General features: G+C 66.7%; 15 protein-coding genes and 1 pseudogene. 15 read left to right on the forward strand and 1 reads right to left on the reverse strand.

What is annotated here, in order from left to right; genetic code table 11:
- Window positions 1-21: 21 nt before the first annotated feature.
- Window positions 22-1,044: a 2Fe-2S iron-sulfur cluster binding domain-containing protein gene (locus ACFIMZ_RS21315; protein WP_431824305.1), complete on the forward strand. Its 1,023-nt coding sequence runs from the start codon at window positions 22-24 to the stop codon at window positions 1,042-1,044.
- 458 nt (window positions 1,045-1,502) lie between these two features.
- On the opposite strand, the pseudogene ACFIMZ_RS21320 reads toward ACFIMZ_RS21315, so the two are convergent.
- A pseudogene (locus ACFIMZ_RS21320) lies at window positions 1,503-1,634 on the reverse strand (D-erythronate dehydrogenase); the annotation flags it as partial.
- Window positions 1,635-1,929: 295 nt separating this feature from the next.
- Here ACFIMZ_RS21320 and ACFIMZ_RS21325 point away from each other — a divergent pair.
- From ACFIMZ_RS21325 to ACFIMZ_RS21390, 14 genes are all read left to right on the forward strand, one after another.
- On the forward strand, window positions 1,930-2,964 hold the full coding sequence (locus tag ACFIMZ_RS21325) for an amino acid ABC transporter substrate-binding protein (protein WP_431824306.1): 1,035 nt from the start codon (window positions 1,930-1,932) through the stop codon (window positions 2,962-2,964).
- 13 nt (window positions 2,965-2,977) lie between these two features.
- Entirely contained in the window at window positions 2,978-4,318 is a 1,341-nt protein-coding gene (locus tag ACFIMZ_RS21330) for an SLC13 family permease (RefSeq protein WP_431824307.1), read from the forward strand.
- Between the two features lie 285 nt (window positions 4,319-4,603).
- Window positions 4,604-6,028, forward strand: coding sequence for a PAS domain-containing sensor histidine kinase (locus ACFIMZ_RS21335; protein ID WP_431824308.1), 1,425 nt, complete (start codon window positions 4,604-4,606; stop codon window positions 6,026-6,028).
- The gene (locus tag ACFIMZ_RS21340) at window positions 6,025-6,660 is read left to right on the forward strand and encodes a response regulator transcription factor (RefSeq protein WP_431825329.1); all 636 of its coding nucleotides are present in this window, start codon (window positions 6,025-6,027) and stop codon (window positions 6,658-6,660) included. Before ACFIMZ_RS21335 ends, ACFIMZ_RS21340 begins: the two co-directional genes overlap by 4 nt.
- 129 nt (window positions 6,661-6,789) lie before the next feature.
- A complete protein-coding gene (locus ACFIMZ_RS21345) occupies window positions 6,790-7,176 on the forward strand; it encodes a response regulator transcription factor (protein WP_431824309.1) in 387 nt (128 codons plus the stop codon).
- A 181-nt stretch (window positions 7,177-7,357) separates the two neighbouring features.
- On the forward strand, window positions 7,358-7,927 hold the full coding sequence (locus tag ACFIMZ_RS21350; RefSeq protein ID WP_431824310.1) for a YSC84-related protein: 570 nt from the start codon (window positions 7,358-7,360) through the stop codon (window positions 7,925-7,927).
- A gap of 166 nt (window positions 7,928-8,093) precedes the next feature.
- On the forward strand, window positions 8,094-8,546 hold the full coding sequence (locus tag ACFIMZ_RS21355; protein ID WP_431825330.1) for a glycine zipper family protein: 453 nt from the start codon (window positions 8,094-8,096) through the stop codon (window positions 8,544-8,546).
- A 26-nt stretch (window positions 8,547-8,572) separates the two neighbouring features.
- Window positions 8,573-8,968, forward strand: coding sequence for a hypothetical protein (locus ACFIMZ_RS21360; protein ID WP_431824311.1), 396 nt, complete (start codon window positions 8,573-8,575; stop codon window positions 8,966-8,968).
- A 16-nt stretch (window positions 8,969-8,984) separates the two neighbouring features.
- On the forward strand, window positions 8,985-10,154 hold the full coding sequence (locus ACFIMZ_RS21365) for an efflux RND transporter periplasmic adaptor subunit (protein WP_431824312.1): 1,170 nt from the start codon (window positions 8,985-8,987) through the stop codon (window positions 10,152-10,154).
- A gap of 12 nt (window positions 10,155-10,166) precedes the next feature.
- Window positions 10,167-13,361, forward strand: coding sequence for an efflux RND transporter permease subunit (locus tag ACFIMZ_RS21370; protein ID WP_431824313.1), 3,195 nt, complete (start codon window positions 10,167-10,169; stop codon window positions 13,359-13,361).
- Window position 13,362: 1 nt separating this feature from the next.
- Complete coding sequence (locus ACFIMZ_RS21375) at window positions 13,363-14,829, forward strand: efflux transporter outer membrane subunit (RefSeq protein WP_431824314.1); 1,467 nt, start codon at window positions 13,363-13,365, stop codon at window positions 14,827-14,829.
- Window positions 14,826-16,112 (forward strand): paraquat-inducible protein A, encoded by a 1,287-nt coding sequence (locus ACFIMZ_RS21380; RefSeq protein ID WP_431824315.1) that lies wholly within the window; start codon window positions 14,826-14,828, stop codon window positions 16,110-16,112. Before ACFIMZ_RS21375 ends, ACFIMZ_RS21380 begins: the two co-directional genes overlap by 4 nt.
- Window positions 16,087-17,703: an intermembrane transport protein PqiB gene (locus ACFIMZ_RS21385; protein ID WP_431824316.1), complete on the forward strand. Its 1,617-nt coding sequence runs from the start codon at window positions 16,087-16,089 to the stop codon at window positions 17,701-17,703. Before ACFIMZ_RS21380 ends, ACFIMZ_RS21385 begins: the two co-directional genes overlap by 26 nt.
- On the forward strand, window positions 17,700-18,287 hold the full coding sequence (locus tag ACFIMZ_RS21390; RefSeq protein WP_431824317.1) for a PqiC family protein: 588 nt from the start codon (window positions 17,700-17,702) through the stop codon (window positions 18,285-18,287). The genes ACFIMZ_RS21385 and ACFIMZ_RS21390 overlap by 4 nt, the downstream gene beginning before the upstream one ends.
- The last annotated feature ends 235 nt before the right edge of the window (window positions 18,288-18,522 follow it).

The raw sequence follows: 18,522 nt of genomic DNA on the forward strand, positions 1-18,522 counted from the left end.
CGTCGTGAAGGAATCCTTCCGATGACCTATCAGATCGAGATCACGACGCGCGACGGCCAGCCGTTCGGCTTCGCCTGCGAGGACGGGCAGGATCTGCTCACGGCGGCCGCGGAGGCCGGCATCACGCTGCCGTCGCAATGCCGGCGCGGCAGTTGCGGCGCGTGTCATGCCACGGTCGCCGACGGCGACTACGACTTGCGAGAGCACAGCCTCGACGCGCTGCCGGCCGGCCAGCCGCGCGCGATCCTGCTGTGCCGGACGACGCCGCGCAGCGACTTGCGCGTCGTCGCGCCGTACGACCACGCGAAGGTGCTGCTGCAGCCGGTGCCGGTGCGCATCGCGCGGATCGCGGCGCTCGACACGATCGCGGACCAGACGATGCGCGTCGAGCTGCAGGTCGAGCCCGACGACGCGAACGGCTCGGCCGTGGAGTTCGAGGCTGGCCAGTTCGCGGAGCTGGAGGTGCCGGGCAGCGGCGTGCGCCGGCCGTATTCGCTCGCCAACACGAGCAACTGGGAAGGCCGCCTCGAGTTCCTGATCCGCCTGCGGCCGGACGGATGGTTCTCGACCTACCTGCGCGATCGCGCGCAGCCAGGCGATCCGCTGACCGTGCGCGCGCCGATGGGCGGCTTCGGCCTGTTCGCGGAGAGCCTGCGGCCACGCTGGTTCGTCGCGGGCGGCACGGGGCTCGCGCCGATCCTGTCGATGCTGCGCCGGATGGCCGAGTACCAGGAGATGATCGACGCAAGGCTGTTCTTCGGCGTGAACCGGCAAAGCGAACTGTTCATGCTCGACGCGCTGCAGCAGTTGCAGGCTGACCTGCCGCAGTTGAAGGTGGATCTCTGCGTGTGGCATCCGCGCGATGACTGGGCGGGGTTTCGCGGGACGCCGGTGGATGCGTTGAGCGCAGCGCTGGCGGGTGCCGGGGTGCGGCCGGACATCTACGTCTGCGGGCCGCCGGCGCTCGTGCGGGGCGTTCAGGCTGCTGCTGTTGCGGCTGGTGTGCCCGACGCGCAGTTCGCGAGCGAGCGCTTCACGGCGTGAAGCCCGTGTGTGGTAACGGGGGCGTGTGCTGTGTTCGCCCCCCGTTTGACGTATTGGCGGTGCGACAGGAAACCACAGGTACGCTGCTGTTTGTAGATTTACGATGTACTCATGTTCAAGCGGGAGGCAATGCCTGGCCAGGTTGGCGATTCCGAGTGAAGCAGGTCTGTGTTGAAAATCATTATCACGTTCTTGAGGACTCCAAATGTTAAACGTCACCTCCGTTTTGATCAGTCTGGCTCCGATGTGGGCAATTTTGCTTGTCGCGTCCTCGTCGGCCGCGTACCTGGTGTTTTGGCGCAAGGTAATCAAATAAAGGCCGCCGGACATGCTGACTGCACGCTGCGGTTGCAGCGCCCGTTCCGTGTCTCGTTCCCCGAAAACGCTTGATGAACCAATAAGAAACCCTCGCAACCGTTCGGCATGCGAGGGTTTTATCGCGCAGTGCGAATGCTGAATCAGCGCCGCTCGTCCTCGAGATAACTGCGGATCACGTCGGCAAACGACGTATCCCCATTCAACCCGAGCGCTTCCGCACTCCACGTATTCCACCGCCCCGCCCAGTTACCGACGACCTTCTCGACTTGCTGCAGCAGTTGCAGGCCGACCTGCCGCAGTTGAAGGTGGATCTCTGCGTGTGGCATCCGCGCGATGACCGGTCGGGGCTTCGCGGGACGCCGGTGGATGCGTTGAGCGCGGCGCTGGCGCGGGGCGTGCGGCGCCACAGGTCCGAAAGTGCCGATTCGTCCGATCAACATCATCGCGGCTCCATGGCTACGGAGCCGGCGTCCGGAAATGGGGAAATAAAAGTTCCCGCTGCGCCGGGGCGACGCACATAATGCATCACGGTTGCCCGCCAGTGAACGCCGAAGAATTGGGAGAGCCATGATGCGCTTGAGTCGAATTCTCGGACGTATCGCCCTGATCGGCGTGCTGCTGATCGTCGCGACTCACGGCGTGCGAGCGGCAGACGGCGCAACGCTGGCCCAGGCGAGGGCGCGGGGCGTGCTGCGCTGCGGCGTCAGCGAAGGCATCGCGGGGTTTTCGTCGCGCAACGCGTCCGGCGCCTGGACGGGCATCGACGTCGATTTTTGCCGGGCCGTCGCGGCCGCCGTACTGGACGGTCCGGACAAGGTCGAATACGTTCCGCTTCGCGCATCGGAACGCTTCCCTGCGCTGCGCGAGGGCGCGATCGATCTGCTTGCCCGCAACACGACCTGGACCTTGCTCCGCGAGGGTACGCTCGGCGTACAGTTCGCGGGCATTCTGTTCCATGACGGCCAGACGTTCATGGTGAAGGCGCAGGGCGCGCCGCGGACGCTCGCCGACCTCAAGGACGCAACCGTGTGCGTCAAGAAGGATACGACGAGCCAGGACCATCTTCTTGCGTATTCCACGGCGCACGGCCTGAACCTGCGGCCGGTCGTGGTTGCCTCGACCTCCGCAGCAAGCGCCGCATTGTTCTCAGGACGCTGCCGCGCGTGGACGAGCGACGCGTCGCAACTCGCCGCGGCGCGTTTGATCGCCCCTGGCGGCCCGTCGTCCTGGATCGTCATGCCGGAGCGCATTTCCCAGGAGCCACTGGGCCCGGTCGTCCGCGACGATGACCCGAAATGGCTCGTTCTCGTACGCTGGGTCCTGATCGCGCTCGTGCGTGCCGAACAGCTCGGGCTCACGCGGGAAAACGTCGCGTTCCGGTCGCACGAGGCCGCGGTGCGGGCGTCGCTGGTCAGCGACGACGATGTCGACCGTAGCCTCGACGTAGCACCCGGCTGGATGCTGCGCGCCGTGCAGGCGGCCGGCAGCTACGGCGACATGTTCGATCGCAATCTCGGGGCGCGCAGCCCGCTTGGGCTCGAACGCGGGGCGAACCGTCTCTGGACGCAGGGCGGACTGATGTACGCGCCACCCCTACGCTAGGGAGACCCGGCACATGAGCGAATCCCAGATCGTCATCGTGCTCGCCGTCTTTTCGGCAGTCATCCTCGTCATCGCGTTCGATCTCGTCGACATGGCGGTTGCCGCGCTGGTCGGCACCTGTTTGCTGGTCGCGCTCGGCATTCTGACCGCCCAGGACATCGCCGACGCGTTTCGCGGTTCGAGCGGGCCGATGAGCCTGTTGTTCGGGGGAATGGTCGTGGCGCGCATTCTCGGCACCACCGGCGTATTCGATCTGGTCGGCGACTACTATCTGCGTGCGACCGGGGGCAGCGGCCGGCGGTTCCTGCTCCTTCTGATCCTGATCGTGGCGCCGCTGTGCGCGGCGCTGCCGAACGCGACGACGGTCGTTCTGCTCGCACCCGTCATCATTCGTGCCGCACGGGCGCTCGACGTGGACATTGCGCAACCGATGATCCTGACCGCGATCGTCAGCAATTCCGCCGGCTTGCTGACGATCGTCGGTGATCCGGCGACCTATCTCGTCGGCAGTTCAGTCGGCATGACTTTCGAGTTCTATCTGCGCCATGTGAGCGTTGGCGGTCTCGTGGCGATTGCGATCATCGTGCCGCTGTTGCCGCGGCTGATGCCGGGCGTGTGGAATCTGCGACGTGCGTTGCCGCCGGCCGGGACGTCGGCGCGCATCGAGCGGCCGGTCTATGCGAGCCTGACGGTCGCGGTGCTGGCGGCGATGGTGGGCCTCTTCATATTCGGCGAGGATCTGCCCGCGCCGATCGTGCCGCCCGCCGCCGCGCTCATCGCGAGCGCGCTCGCCTTGCTCGTCGGCTATGCGGCGCGCGTCGAGCCGACCGACAGCGTGTTGCGCGACGTGGACTGGAAGACGCTCGTGTTTCTGGCCAGCATCTTCTGCCTCGTTCAGGCGATCGTGAAGACGGGCATGCTCCAGCTCATGGCGTTGCGGCTCCATGACCTGTTGGGCGCCCAGCTCACGCTCGTCGCGTTGATCGTGATCGCGGCGATCGGCATCCTGTCGAGCCTGCTCGCCAACGTTCCCGTGGCCGCGGCGTCGATCGTGATGATCAAGGGCTATCTGGTGGCGGCCGAGGTCGTGCCCGAGACGGCGCTGTCGGCGCATTTCGCGCATTGGCCGAGCGTCGCGATTCCGGTATTCGTCGCGATGATGTTCGGCGCGACGCTCGGCGGCAACGCGACACTGATCGGCGCGTCGGCCAATATCGTGTCGGCGGGCATTTGCGCGCGCCAGGGCGCGCCGGTCACGTTCATGCGATTCCTGCGGATCGGACTGCCGGTGACGCTGTGCCAGCTCGCCGCGTCGGCGCTGTACGTGATCGTGCTTTCGCGATTGATGCGATGAACGGCGTTCCGGCATATCAATGACTTCGATCAAGCCTATCGAAAATATTCGCGTCAGGACGGCGAAGAATGCCGTCGGAACTGGAATCGAATCAGTCGGTATACCTAGAATTTCTTGCGGGTACGCGAGTAATCGCGGCTCACGTCGCTGATTGTCAGACGGCGGGTCGCGCAACGCAGCACCACGCATGAAGCGCGCGAACGCGGTGGAGCATCGCGGCTATCGCGGTCCGTTCCGCGGGCGGACTGCCGGAGCGACTGCGCGCCGCCACGGAGAAAAGCAGTCATGTCTCTCCCTACGCTAGGTACCGAGGTTGTGCTGGCGGCGGCCATGGCGTCGTTCGTGTGGTGGTTACATAACCTGCGCACGCCGCGGCAATCGCCGGTCGGCACGGGCAGCGGCCCGGCAGGCCGGCATTCGCCTCCTCACGCGCGCGAGCGCGGTGCGCCGTTCAGCGTGACGGCGCCGCAATGTGCAGCACCACGGCGGGAATCCCGCGGCGAAGGAATCCTGGCGCATGCGGGCTTGCACATTCCGCCGGCGCTGCGTCGCGCGTCGGACGCGGCAGCCCGCATCCCGTGGTTCGGCAAGCGCTTGAAATCCGATCCGGATCATCGCGAAACGGCAACGCCGATGCGCGATGCGCTCGAACGCGTACCGGTGGCAATCGTCGGTTTCAACGAGCGTGATGAAATCGTTTTTGCGAATGAAAAGGCGAGGGCGCTGTTCGGTTACCACGGCGACGCGTTGACCGGCGCGTCCGGCCGGATGCTGTTTCCCGACTGTCACGCGAGCGTCGAGCGCAACGCGCCGCCACCGGTGCAATCGATGCAATCGGTGGTGGCGAGACGCAGCGACGGAGCGGAATTCCCGGCGGAAGTGACGACGAGCGAGTGCTGCGTCGACGGCGCGCCGATCCGGCTCGCGGTCATCGTCGATCGCAGCGACCGGGTCGAGTTGCAGCGGAACCGGCAGGAGCTCGCGCATCTGACTCGCATCTCCGCGCTCGGCGAGCTGGCGGGTTCGCTCGCGCACGAATTGAACCAGCCGCTGACCGCGATCCTGAGCAACGCGCAGGCCGCGCAGCACTTCCTGGACGCGGATCCGATCAACCTGGCCGAGGTGCGGGAGACCCTGAAGGACATCGTGGCCGACAATTGCCGCGCGGGTGAAATCATCCGAAAAATGCGCGCGCTCGTCCGCAAGGGCGACGTGGATCTGCAGCCGCTCGACGTCGGAGGCGTCGTTCGGGACGTCGTGCTGCTCGTGCATAGCGACGCGATCCTGCGCCGCATCCGGACGACGCTCGACATCGAGGACGCGTTGCCTTCCGTGCGTGGCGACCGGGTGCAGCTGCAGCAGGTCGTGCTCAATCTCCTGCTCAACGGATTCGATGCAGTGCATGACGGGCCTGCCGCGGATCGTGTCGTCACCGTGCGGGTATGGGCCGAGCCCGAAGGCGCGGTGCGCATCTGCGTGTGCGATCGCGGGCGCGGATTGACGGTCGACCAGTTCGACAGGATCTTCAAGCCGTTCTTCACGTCGAAGCCGCACGGGCTGGGATTGGGCCTGTCGATCAGCCGGACGATCGTCGCCGCGCACGGCGGCCGTCTCTGGGCGGAAAACAACGCGGACCGCGGCGCCTCGTTTCACGTCGCGTTGCCGGCAGGGGGCGCCGCGGAACCGAACCGCGCGTGTCGGCAGCCTTGAACGATCCCGCCTCGATCGTCTTCATCGTGGACGACGACCCCTCGGTACGGCGCGCGTTGTCGCGGCTCGTCCGCTCGGCAGGCTACCGGGCCGAGGCGTTCGATTCGGGGCGCGCGTTTCTCGCCGCGGCCGACCTGACGAATTGCCCTGCATGCCTGCTGCTGGATCTCCAGTTGCCGGACGTGAACGGACTCGAATTGCAGCACGAACTCGATGCGGCGCTGCCGATCATTTTCATTACCGGGCACGGCGACATCGGCACGACCGTGGATGCGATGAAGGCTGGCGCGGCCGACTTCCTGCCGAAGCCGGTTTGCGACACGGTTCTGCTTGACGCAATCCGGCGCGCGCTCGAGCGTTCGATGCAGATGGGCCAATGCCGCCGGGAACTCGCGGGCCTCCAGGCGCGCGTCGACCGCCTGACGCCGCGAGAGCGGGAAGTCATGGCGCTCGTCGTGACGGGCCGCCTGAACAAGCAGGTCGCCGACGATCTCGGCATCGCCGAAAAAACCATCAAGATTCACCGCGCGCGCGTGATGGAAAAAATGGAGGCGGCGTCGCTGGCGGACCTCGTGCGTCTCGCCGACAAGCTCGGCATCGGCGCTTCGACATCCGTGCGCCCGGTTCGCTGAGCGCCCGCGCGGCGCATCGGCCGTCACGACGGTGGACCAAAGTCTTATACCGGTTTCGCCCCTCGCCTGATAGCCTCAATCTGCGGGATCGCTGTGATACGGACAACGGCCGAATCCGGAATTCTCACAATGGGTAACGTCAAGCCATTCGTTGCGGTTGTCGACGACGATGAATCGGTGGGCCGGGCGATCAAGCGTCTGTTGCGATCCGTCGGAATCGGCGCGGACACGTTTACGAGCGGCGACGATTTTCTGGACACGCTTGCGTCGATGCCCTCGTACCGCCCGGCTTGCGTGATTCTCGACATACAGATGCCCGGGCTCAACGGACTCGAGGTGCAGCGGCGCCTCGGCGGCACGGGCGTGCCCGTCATCGTGATCACCGCCTACGACGACGTCGCCGTGCGCGAACAGGCACTCGCGGCCGGGGCGATCGCCTATGTGCGCAAGCCGTTCAACGATGCGCTGCTGATCAAGACCGTGTGCGCCGCGCTGGGCATCGCGTCGCCGCCGTGACAGCGTATCCGCGCGCCGGCGCCGCCGGTGTCCGCCGTTGTCCGCCGTTGTCATATGGGACCAAAGTCCCATTGTTCTTGATGCAGGCGGCAACCACACTTGAAACCGACGACGTGCGGCCGATGCCATGGGGAAGGGCGCGGGCTTGCACGATCGCGGGAATTCAACCGGAGTACGCATCATGATCGAATGCATTCGCAAGCTGGCTGTGATCTCGCTGCTGGCCGTGACGGCTGCCTGCTCGACCGGTCAATCGCCGTCCGCATCCGCTACCGGAGGGGCGGATCCCGTTCTCGACCAGGATGCGCAGGCAGCGCTGGCGAATCTGTACGCTGCCACGCCGCAGGCGAAGGACGTCGCGGCGAAGGCCAAGGGCATTCTCGTGTTTCCGAGCGTGGTGAGGGCCGGATTCATCGCCGGCGCTTCGCATGGCACGGGTGAATTGATCGAGGGTGGCAAGGTCACCGGATACTACGCGACGACCTCGGTGACTTACGGTCTTCAGGCGGGTGTCCAGACATACGGCTACGTGATGATGTTCATGTCGGACAAGGCGCTCGACAACCTCAAGACGAGTCCCGGTTTCGAAGTCGGCATGGCGCCGACCGTCGTGATCGGCGATGCGGGCGCCGCCAGGAACCTGACGACGGCCACGCTGCAGTCCGATATCTACGCGTTCATCTTCGATCAGAAGGGCTTGATGGCCGGGATCGGCTTGAGAGGATCGAAGATTACCCGGCTCAATCGATGAAGCAGGCGTCCGTCGCCTGCCGCATGCAGGCGAATGGCGGCCGGGATTGCGATCGAAAGACCGGGTGGAAGCGAGGCCACATATGGAATTCGCGTTGCAGCGATCGAAGCCTGCGCGGCCAGGCAAGCGCGGAGCAGCGCGCAAGCGGCGGTCCGCACCGTTCGCGATGGGTCTCGCCGCATTGACGATTGCCGGCTTCGCGTGCGCGCAGCAGCCGATCTTCTATCCCGCGAAGGGGCAGAGCGCGCAAAAGCAGCAGACCGACACGGCGGAATGCCAGGTGTGGGCAAAACAGACCACGGGCGTCGATCCGGTTGCCCTCGCGCAGCGCGCCGCGTCTCCGTCCGCTCCGCCGCCGCCACAGGGTGGCGTGCTGCGAGGCGCTGCGGGCGGCGCAGCCATGGGGGCCGCGATTGGCGCGATTGCCGGCGATGCCGGCAAGGGCGCGGCGATCGGCGCCATCACCGGCACTGCCGGCGGCGGCATGCGCCGGCTGCGCCGGGAGGAGGCCGCTGCCCGGCAGGAGCAGGCCATGCAGAGCAGCACCGCGAGCCAGCTGTCGACGTTTACGCGCGCCGTGACCGCATGCATGAACGGGCGGGGCTACACGAGCCAATAGTATCGGAGCGAGCGGTGAATTCAGCCATGAACAACCTCGTACGTACCGCATTGGCGGCGACCTTCCTGCTGGATTGTGCAGGCGCATGCGCAGGCGATTTCGATGGAAGCAAGCCGCTGCTGTGCGCGACTGTCGAGGCGCACGCATGCGATCCGGGCCTTCCTTGCGCACGCGCGCTGCCCGCGGACCTCGGTGCGCCGAGGTTCCTGTCCATCGACTTCATCAAGAAGACGATTGCCGGACCCGCGCGGAGCTCGCCGATTCAATTCATGGAGAAAGGCCAGAACCAGATCGCGATGCAGGGCACCGAGCTCGGCTTCGCGTGGACACTCGTGCTCGACACGCGCGACGGGACGATGACGGCGACCCTTGTCAATCGCGAAGACGCCGTGGTGGTGTTCGGAGACTGCACGGCGATGTAGCGTCGGGAATCATCCCATGAAGCGCGTAACCCTCATTTGCTCGATGCCGCTGATCGCGGCCCTCGCGGTCTGCGCGGGATGCAGGAAGCCGGCGGCGATCCCGAAGCTCGGCGCGCCTGAAGTGACGGTCGTGACGGTCGCGCCACGCGATACGCCGGTGGACTTTGAATTCACCGCGCAGACGCAGAGTTCGCACGAGGTCGAGATTCGTGCACGGGTGGACGGATTCCTGGACAAGCGCACCTATGTCGAAGGGCAGATGGTGAAGGTCGGCCAGACCCTGTTCCTGATGGACCACAAGCCGTTCGACGCCGCGCTGCAGACTGCGAAGGGCCAGCTCGCGCAGCAGCAGGCGAGGCTCAACGTCGCGCGGGAAAATCTCGCGCGGGTCAGGCCGCTCGCCGCGCAGAACGCGCTGAGCAAGAAGGACCTGGACGACGCGGTCGGCAACGTGCAGCAGGCCGAAGCCGCGGTGATCGCCGCGCAGGGGCAGGTGCAGACGGCGCAGCTCAACCTCGGCTATACGACGATCAAGTCGCCGATCACCGGCCTGTCGAGTTTCGCCCGGCAGCAGGACGGCAGCTATGTCACGGCCACCGCCGCGGGGCTGCTCACGTACGTGTACCAGCTCGATCCGATGTGGGTGAATTTCAGCATCTCCGAAAACGAGATGCTCAAGCGCCGCGACGAAATTACGAGGGGGAAACTGCGCTTTCCGCCGAACGACGAATTCGTCGTGACACTCGTGCTTGCCGACGGCACCGAGTTTCCGCAACGCGGGCGGATCAACTTCGCGAACCCGGCATTCAGCACCGACACCGGAACCTTTCTGGTGCGCGCCGTGTTCGACAACCCGAAGGGCACGTTGCGGCCCGGGCAGTTCGTGCGCGCGCGCGTGTCCGGCGCGCTGCGGCCCGACGCGGTGCTGGTGCCGCAGCGCGCCGTGCTGCAGGGGGCCAGGAGCCATTACGTATGGGTCGTCGACAAGGAATCGAAGGCGCATCAGCGCGTCGTCGAAGTCGGGGAGTGGCACGGCGACGACTGGTTCATCACCGACGGGCTGAAGGCCGGCGAGCGCGTGGTGGTCGACGGCGCGATACGTGTCGCACCGGATGCGCCGCTGAAGATCGTCCCGGCCGCGCCGCCGTCGGCCGCGAGCGGAGCCGGCGTCGCCGCGGCCCAATGACGGGGCGGTGTCATGAACATCTCCCACTTCTGCATCGACCGGCCGATCTTCGCCTCCGTCATCTCGATCGTCATCACGCTGGGCGGCGCACTGACGATGCTTGCACTGCCGGTGGCCCAGTACCCGGACGTCACGCCGCCGCAGATCACGATTGCGGCGTCCTATCCGGGCGCGAGCGCGGACGTCGTCGCCAACAACGTGGCCGCGCCGATCGAGCAGCAGGTCAACGGCGCGGACAACATGATCTACATGGAATCGTCCAGCTCGTCGACCGGCAACCTGACGATCAACGCGTTCTTCGAGATCGGCACCAACCCGGAACTCGCGCAGGTGGACGTGCAGAACCGCGTGAACCTGGCGCTGCCGCAACTGCCGCAATCGGTTCAGGCGCAGGGCGTGCAGATCCAGAAGAAGTCGTCCGCGTTCATGATGGTCATCGCGATCTATTCGCCGCAGGAGCGCTACGACGCGACCTACATCGCCAATTACGCGAACATCTACGTGCTCGATGCGATCAAGCGCATCGGCGGGGCCAATCAGTCCGCCATCTTCGGCACGCCCGACTATGCGATGCGCGTCTGGCTGAAGCCGGACCGCATGGCGCAACTGGGCATTACCGCGGCCGACGTCCAGCGCGCGGTCGCCAACCAGAACCAGCAGTTCGCGGTCGGGCGGCTCGGCCAGGCGCCGACCGGCGGCGCGGTCGAGCAATCGTTCGCGGTGACGACCCCGGGCCGCCTCGCCGAGCCGGCCGACTTCGACAACATCATCGTCCGGGCCGCGAGCCAGGGCACCGCGATCGTCCGCCTCAAGGACATCGGGCGCGCCGAGCTGGGGCAGAAGGACTATTCGATCCGCAGCCGCTTCCAGGGCAAGCCGGCCACGATCATCGCCGTGTATCAGCAGCCGGGCGCCAACGCGCTCGACGTGTCCAAACAGGTGCGCGCGACGCTCGCGGACATGAAGAAATCGTTTCCCGAGGGGCTCGATTACCGGATCGCGATGGATACGACGGATTTCACGCGCGCGTCGATCAACGACGTCGTGCATACCTTCTTCGAAGCGCTCGTCCTGGTCGTGATCGTCGTGTTCGTGTTCCTGCAAAGCCTGCGCGCCACCATCATCCCGGTGCTGGCCGTGCCGGTGTCGATTCTCGGCACGGCGATGGGCATGGCGCTGCTCGGCTTCTCGATCAACATGCTGACGCTGTTCGGCATGGTGCTCGCGATCGGCATCGTGGTCGACGACGCGATCGTCGTGATCGAGAACGTCGAGCGCAACATGACGGTGCACAAGCTCGACCCGAAGGCGGCCGCGAAGCGCGCGATGGACGAGGTGGCCGGACCGGTGGTGGCGATCGTGCTGGTGCTGTGCGCGGTGTTCGTGCCGGTCGCGTTTCTCGGCGGCATCACGGGGCAGCTCTACAAGCAGTTCGCGATCACGATCGCGATTTCGGTGGTGATCTCGGGTGTCGTCGCGCTGACGTTGTCGCCGGCGCTGGCCGCGCTGCTGCTCACGAGCGCGCACCACGAGAAGAAGGGCTTCTTCCGGTGGTTCGAAAACGTGTTCGCGCGGCTGACGGCCGGCTACACGCGCGCGGTCAGGTTCGTCATCAAGCGCTTCGTGCTCGCGCTCGTGCTGTTCGGCGGCATGATCGCGCTGACGGTCGTGATGTTCCGGGCGATCCCGGGCGCGTTTCTGCCGCCGGAGGATCAAGGCTACCTGCTCGGCGCGATCATCATGCCGGACGCGGCGAGCCTCGACCGCACGAGCGACGTGTCGCAGCGGGTCGCCGACTATTTCATGAAGCAGCCGGCGGCGGACAGCGTGACGACGGTCGACGGCTTCAGCCTGCTCGACAGCCAGAACAAGAACAACGCCGGCACGTTCTTCGTCGGCCTGAAGGGTTTCGACGAGCGCTACAAGTTCGCGAACATCAGGACGCAGAATGCCCGCGCCGTGCTGGTCGATGCCTATGTGAACCTGTCCGCGATCAGGGAGGGGATCGTCGTTCCCGTCAATCCACCGTCGATTCCGGGGCTCGGCACGACCGGCGGCACCGAGGTGTGGGTGCAGAGCAAGGGCGACGCGTCGATCGCGCAACTGGCCGGTGTCGTGCAGGAATTCGTGAACAAGGCAAAAGCGCGGCCGGAGCTGTCGGGCGTGACATCGACCTTCAACGCATCGTCGCAGCAGCTTCTGGTCGATGTGGATCGCGACAAGTCCGAGACGCTCGGCGTGCCGATCCAGGACGTGTACAGCGCGATGCAGACGATGTTCGGCTCGCTCTACGTGTCGCAATTCAACCGGGCGAGCCGGCTCTGGCAGGTCATCCTGCAGGCGGAGCCGTCCTACCGCCTCAAGCCGCAGGACCTGGACCAGATCTACGTGCGCAGCACGAACGGCAGCATGGTGCCGCTCAAGTCCGTGGTGACCTCGAGGTACGTGACGGGCCCCGACCTGATCACGCGGTTCAACAATTTCCCCGCGGTCAAGATCACGGCCAATGCGGCGCCCGGCTACAGCTCGGGCCAGGTCATCGCGGCACTGGACGAGGTGGCCGCGCAGATGCCGCCCGGTTACGACGTCGCGTGGAGCGGCGAGGCCTACGAGGCGCGCAAGTCGGGCGGCACGTCCGGCGTGGTGTTCATCTTCGGCCTCGTGATGGTGTTCCTGATTCTCGCCGCACAGTACGAGAAGTGGTCGCTGCCGTTCGGCGTGCTGATGGCGGTGCCGTTCGCGATGTTCGGCGCGCTGGTCGCGATCCTGCTGCGCGGGCTCAATAACGACGTTTACTTCCAGATCGGGCTGACCATGCTGGTGGCGCTGGCCGCGAAGAACGCGATCCTGATCTTCGAGTTCGCGGTGATCAACCGCGAAGCGGGCGCGTCGCCGTACGACGCGGCGCTCACGGCGTCGGAAGAGCGCTTGCGGCCGATCATCATGACCTCGCTGGCATTCATTCTCGGCGTCGTGCCGCTGGCGATCGCGCTCGGTGCGTCGGCGAACAGCCGTCACTCGATCGGCACGGGCGTCATCGGCGGGATGCTCGGGGCCACGGCGATCGCCGTGTTCTTCATCCCGATGTTCTATTACCTGCTCGAGGCACTGTCGTCGCGCTCGCGCGGCCAGGCCCTGCCGCCTTCGTCGGAGGCCGGGCCCGGGTCGCCGCACACCGCGCCGTCCGCGCCTCTCGAGGACGACTGACATGGGCCGCGCCGCGTTCTGGCGCCTCTGCGCGCCGGTCCTGCTGATGGGCTTGGGCGGCTGCCTGCTCGGCCCGGACTACGTGCGGCCGAAAGTCGACGTGCCGGCGTCGTTCCGGTTCGCGCCCGGCGAGGCCGCGGACGTCGTCAACAGCGCGTGGTGGGAGCAGTTCGAGGACCCGACATTGAATGCGTTGATCGCGACCGCGCTGGCGGAAAACCGCGACGTCAAGGTCGCGTCGGCGCGCGTCGACGAATTCCTCGGTCAGTTCGTCAGCACGCGCTCGGCGTTGTTTCCGCAGGTCGCCGCGGGGCTCGACGCGGAGCGCCAGCGGTCGTCGCGCAGCGGCGCGATTCCGCTGCCGGCGACGGTGCCGTCGGTCTCGAACCAGTTTCAGGCGACCTTGTCCGCAACGTGGGACCTCGATCTGTTCGGCAAGGTCAGGCGTGAAACCGAAGCCGCGCGCGCCAACCTGCGCGCGAGCGAGGAAGCGCGCCGCGCGACGATCCTGACGCTGGTGGCGTCGGTCGCATCGTCCTACATCACGCTGCGCAGCCTCGACCGCCAGCTGGAGATCGCGAAAGCGACGACCGCGAGCCGCGCCGATTCCGTCAGGGTGTTCACCGCGCGCTTCAACGGCGGCGAAGTGTCGCAGATGGAGCTGGCGCAAAGCCAGTCCGAATACGAGGCGACGCTCGCGACGATTTCGCAGCTCGACACGCAGATCGCCCAGCAGGAGCACGCGCTGTCCGTGCTGCTCGGCCGCAATCCCGGCCCGATCATGCGCGGCCGCCCGCTCGCCGAGCTCGAGACGCCGGCGGTGCCTGCCGGGCTGCCGTCGGACCTGCTCGAACGCCGGCCCGACCTGCGACAGGCGGAACAGAATCTGATCGCGCAGAACGCGCTGATCGGCGCGGCCCGCGCGCTGTACTTCCCGTCGATTTCGCTGACCGGGCTGTTCGGCTCGGTCAGCGCGCAATTCTCGAATCTCTTTACCGGGCCCGCGCGCGCGTGGTCGTTTGCCGGATCGGCGACGCTGCCGATCTTCACGGGCGGCAACATCACCGGGCAGGTCCATCAGGCCGACGCGCGTCGGCAGGAAGCGCTTTACGCGTACCAGAAGGCGATCGAGGTCGCGTTCCAGCAGGTCGAGGACGCGCTGGTCGGATTGCAGAAGTCGCGCGAGCAGCTTGCCACGCAGGCCCGGCAGATCGACGCGTTGCGCACGTACGAGCGGCTTGCCCGGCTGCGCTACGAGGGCGGCTATACGAGCTATATCGAAGTGCTCGACGCCGAGCGCACGCTGTTCAATGCGGAGTTGTCGTATACGCAGACACGCGGCGCGACGCTCACGTCGCTCGTCAATCTCTACATGGCCATGGGCGGGGGCTGGGTCGTCACGGCCGAGCGGATGACCGTGCCGCATGCCGCCGGCGATCGGCCCGTGGCCGACGAGGGGGCGCAGTGAACCGCGCCGGCCTGCTTGTCTGCCACGAATGCGACCTGCTCCAGCGCGACGTGCCGGTGGCGCCCGGCTGCGCGCTGCGCTGCCGGCGCTGCCACGCCGAGCTTTACCGCAACCGCCTGGACAGCCTGGAGCGCGCGCTGGCGTTTGCCGCGGCCTCGGGCGTGCTGTTCGTCATTTCCAACCTGTATCCGATCGTCGGCCTGTCGGTCGGCGGGACGCTGGTGGAGACGACGCTCGCCGGCGCCGTGCGGGTGCTGTATGCGGACGGCATATGGCCGCTGGCCGGACTCGTGTTCGCGACCACGATCCTGATGCCGTTCACGCAGATCGCCGGCATGCTCTGGCTGCTGGTGCCGCTGCGGATGAACCGCGTGCCGGCGGGCGCGGCGCTCGTGTTTCGCATCTGCCATCTCGCGGCGCCGTGGGGGATGACGGAAGTGCTGATCCTCGGCCTGCTGGTGGCGCTGGTCAAGCTGGCTCATATCGCGAGCGTCGTGACGGGCGTCGCGCTCTATTCGTTCGGCGCGCTGATGCTGGTGCTCGCCGCCGCCGGCGCTGCGTTCGATGCGCATGAACTGTGGTCGCGGATCGACGCGGCGCGGGGCGGCGGGGGGCGCGGCAGCAGCGTGTCCGTGCCGCGCGGCGCCGTGACCGCCGCCGACTGCGGCCTCGCGCTGTGCCACGACTGCGGGCAGCTCGCGCGCGCGCCGGCGGATGCGCACGACCTGGCCTGTCCGCGCTGCGGCGCGGCGCTGCACGTGCGCAAGCCCGCGAGCGTGTCGCGCACGTGGGCGCTCCTGATCGCCGCGATGGTCCTTTACATCCCCGCGAACGTGTTGCCGGTGATGTACACGAGTTCGCTGTTCGGTGCGCAGAAGGACACCATCCTGAGCGGCGTCGTCTATCTGTGGGTCTCGGGATCGTGGCCGCTCGCGGTCGTGGTGTTCATCGCCAGCATCGCGGTGCCGCTGCTCAAGATCCTCGCGCTCGCGTATCTCGCGTTGACGGTCCAGCTGCATTCACGATGGCTGCCGGAACAGCGCGCCCGCATCTATCGAATGGTCGAATTCGTCGGGCGCTGGTCGATGCTCGACATCTACGTGATCACGATGCTCGTTGCCCTCGTGCAGTTCCAGGCGCTGGCGACGATCAAGGCCGGTCCTGCGGCGATCGCGTTCGGGGCGGTGGTCGTGCTGACGATGTTCGCGGCGACGACATTCGACCCCCGCCTGATCTGGGACACTGGGGAGCAGCATCATGGGTGGCCCCGAGCAGAAGCCTGACACGCCGGACCTTCCGGAAGCCGTCGCCACGACGCGCTCGCGCTGGCGCATGCAGCTCGTCTGGCTCGTGCCGATCGTCGCGGTGCTGATCGGCGGATGGCTGGCGGTGAAGGCCGTCATCGAGCAAGGCCCGACGATCACGATCACCTTCAGGACCGGAGAAGGTCTCGAAGCCGGGAAGACGAAGATCAAGTTCAAGGACGTCGATATCGGGGTCGTCAGGTCGGTGGTGCTGTCCCCCGATCACAAGCGCGTGATGGCGACTGCCGACATCTCCAAGGACGCGACGCCGCTGCTGGTCGACGACACGCGCTTCTGGGTCGTGCGCCCGCGCATTGCCGGCGGCACCGTATCGGGCCTCGGCACGCTGTTGTCCGGCTCGTTCATCGGCGCCGACGTCGGCGATGCGAAGGGCGCGCGCCGCGCGTTCACCGGCCTCGAAGCGCCGCCGGTCTTCACGAGCGACGAGCCGGGTCGCGAGTTCGTGCTGAAGAGCGCGGACATGGGATCGGTCGACGTCGGCGCGCCCGTCTATTTTCGGCGGCTCCAGGTCGGACAGATCGTCACTTACGCGCTCGATCCGGACGGCAAGGGCGTGACGCTGCGGGTGTTCGTCAATGCGCCGTATGACCGGTTCGTGAATGCGGATTCGCGCTTCTGGCACGCGAGCGGCATCGACGTCGCGCTCAGCCCCGACGGCTTGCGGGTCGAAACGCAATCGCTGGTGTCGATCATGATCGGCGGCATCGCGTTCGAGACGCCCGTCGATTCGCTCGATCAGCCGGTTGCGGCGGCTGGTGCGCCGTTCACACTGTTCCACGACCGCGCGGAGGCGATGAGGCGGCACGACCGGATCGTCGAGAAGTACCTGGTGAACTTCACCGAATCGGTGCGCGGCCTGGCGGTCGGGGCGCCGGTCGATTTCCGCGGCGTGACGGTCGGCGAGGTGACGGGCATCTATACGCGCTTCGATCGCGAAACCCGCAAGTTCAGCATTCCGGTCGAATTCAATCTTTATCCGGAGCGATTCACGTCGCGCTACCGGACGGGCGTAAAAGGCGGCCGCCTTTCCCAGCATCCCGAACAACTGGCGAACGTGCTCGTGGAGCACGGGCTGCGCGCGCAGCTGAGGACCGGCAACCTGTTGACCGGGCAACTCTATGTCGCGCTCGATTTCTTTCCGGATGCGGCGAAGGCGACGATCGACTGGGCCGCCAACCCGCCTGAAATACCGGCGATTGCGGGGTCGCTGCAATCGCTGCAGGATTCGGTGACACGCCTGATGGCGAAACTCAACGGCGTTCCGCTCGACAAGATCGGCAGCAACGCGCAACAGACGCTGGCGAGCGCCAACCTGCTGCTCAAGCAGCTCGACACCGTGGTGCCGCAGGCGCGCGATACGCTGGCGTCGGCGCACTCCGCGCTCGATTCGGCGAACAGTGCGCTGCAGCCGGGCTCGGAGCTGCAGCAGAACACCGGCGACGCGATGCGCGAGATTGCCCGCACGGCCGCGGCGTTCCGGACGCTGGCCGATTACCTCGAGCGGCATCCGGAAGCGCTGGTGCGGGGCAAGTCGGAGGGCCGGCCGTGAAACACATCCATTTGCCCGTCGCCGTCGCGCTGCTCGCGGGACTGCTCGGCGGCTGCGGCAGCTCGCCGATAGCCCGCTTCTACACGCTGAGTCCCGACGCGACGCTCACCGGCGACGGCGCCGCCGCGCCGGTTCATGTCGTGGTCAATCCCGTGACCGTGCCGGAACTCGTCGACCGTCCGCAGATCGTCACGCGGGTCGCCGGCAGTCAGGTGTCGCTCGACGAGTTCGCGCGCTGGGCCGAACCGTTGAAGACCGACATTGCCCGCGTCATTGCAGCCGATGTCGGCCGGTTGCTGGGTTCGGCGCGCGTGAACGTGTTCGATACGGGAACGGATGCGGCGCCGGCCTGGCGCGTCCGTGTGGACGTGATGCGCTTCGAGTCGACGCCGGGCGATTCGGTCACGATCGAAGCACTGTGGGCGGTGCGGCCGCCGGGAAAGGCCGCGGCGCTCACGGGCCGTTCCGTCGCACGCGAGCCCGTGCAGGGGCCGGGCTACGACGCGCTCGTCGCCGCGCACGATCGCGCGCTCGGCTCGGTGAGCCGCGATATCGCGGCGGCTATCCGAACGAGCTTGCCTTAGCTGGGCGATTCGACGCGATTAACGCGCTTGCGCTCCCCGCGAATGCGCGATGAACCAATGAAGCGCTTCGCAGAATTCCGAGGACGTCGCTTGCCGACGGCGGATTCAACCGGTCGATGCAACACACCAGACGCTGCATAAGCAGTGGAGGTGTTGCAAATGAAACAGCGACGCGCTCGACTTTCCGATACACGACTACCTCAGGCGTGTGCCCTGTCGTTGGCCCATCGCGACC

The organism is Burkholderia sp. F1 (assembly GCF_050813845.1).
Classification (GTDB): domain Bacteria; phylum Pseudomonadota; class Gammaproteobacteria; order Burkholderiales; family Burkholderiaceae; genus Burkholderia; species Burkholderia ubonensis.

Bases quoted from the DNA above. Each gene is read 5' to 3' on its own strand.
- ACFIMZ_RS21315 (WP_431824305.1), top strand. From the start codon at position 22: ATGACCTATCAGATCGAGATCACGACGCGCGACGGCCAGCCGTTCGGC.
- ACFIMZ_RS21325 (WP_431824306.1), top strand. From the start codon at position 1,930: ATGATGCGCTTGAGTCGAATTCTCGGACGTATCGCCCTGATCGGCGTG.
- ACFIMZ_RS21330 (WP_431824307.1), top strand. From the start codon at position 2,978: ATGAGCGAATCCCAGATCGTCATCGTGCTCGCCGTCTTTTCGGCAGTC.
- ACFIMZ_RS21335 (WP_431824308.1), top strand. From the start codon at position 4,604: ATGTCTCTCCCTACGCTAGGTACCGAGGTTGTGCTGGCGGCGGCCATG.
- ACFIMZ_RS21345 (WP_431824309.1), top strand. From the start codon at position 6,790: ATGGGTAACGTCAAGCCATTCGTTGCGGTTGTCGACGACGATGAATCG.
- ACFIMZ_RS21350 (WP_431824310.1), top strand. From the start codon at position 7,358: ATGATCGAATGCATTCGCAAGCTGGCTGTGATCTCGCTGCTGGCCGTG.
- ACFIMZ_RS21355 (WP_431825330.1), top strand. From the start codon at position 8,094: ATGGGTCTCGCCGCATTGACGATTGCCGGCTTCGCGTGCGCGCAGCAG.
- ACFIMZ_RS21360 (WP_431824311.1), top strand. From the start codon at position 8,573: ATGAACAACCTCGTACGTACCGCATTGGCGGCGACCTTCCTGCTGGAT.
- ACFIMZ_RS21365 (WP_431824312.1), top strand. From the start codon at position 8,985: ATGAAGCGCGTAACCCTCATTTGCTCGATGCCGCTGATCGCGGCCCTC.
- ACFIMZ_RS21370 (WP_431824313.1), top strand. From the start codon at position 10,167: ATGAACATCTCCCACTTCTGCATCGACCGGCCGATCTTCGCCTCCGTC.
- ACFIMZ_RS21375 (WP_431824314.1), top strand. From the start codon at position 13,363: ATGGGCCGCGCCGCGTTCTGGCGCCTCTGCGCGCCGGTCCTGCTGATG.
- ACFIMZ_RS21385 (WP_431824316.1), top strand. From the start codon at position 16,087: ATGGGTGGCCCCGAGCAGAAGCCTGACACGCCGGACCTTCCGGAAGCC.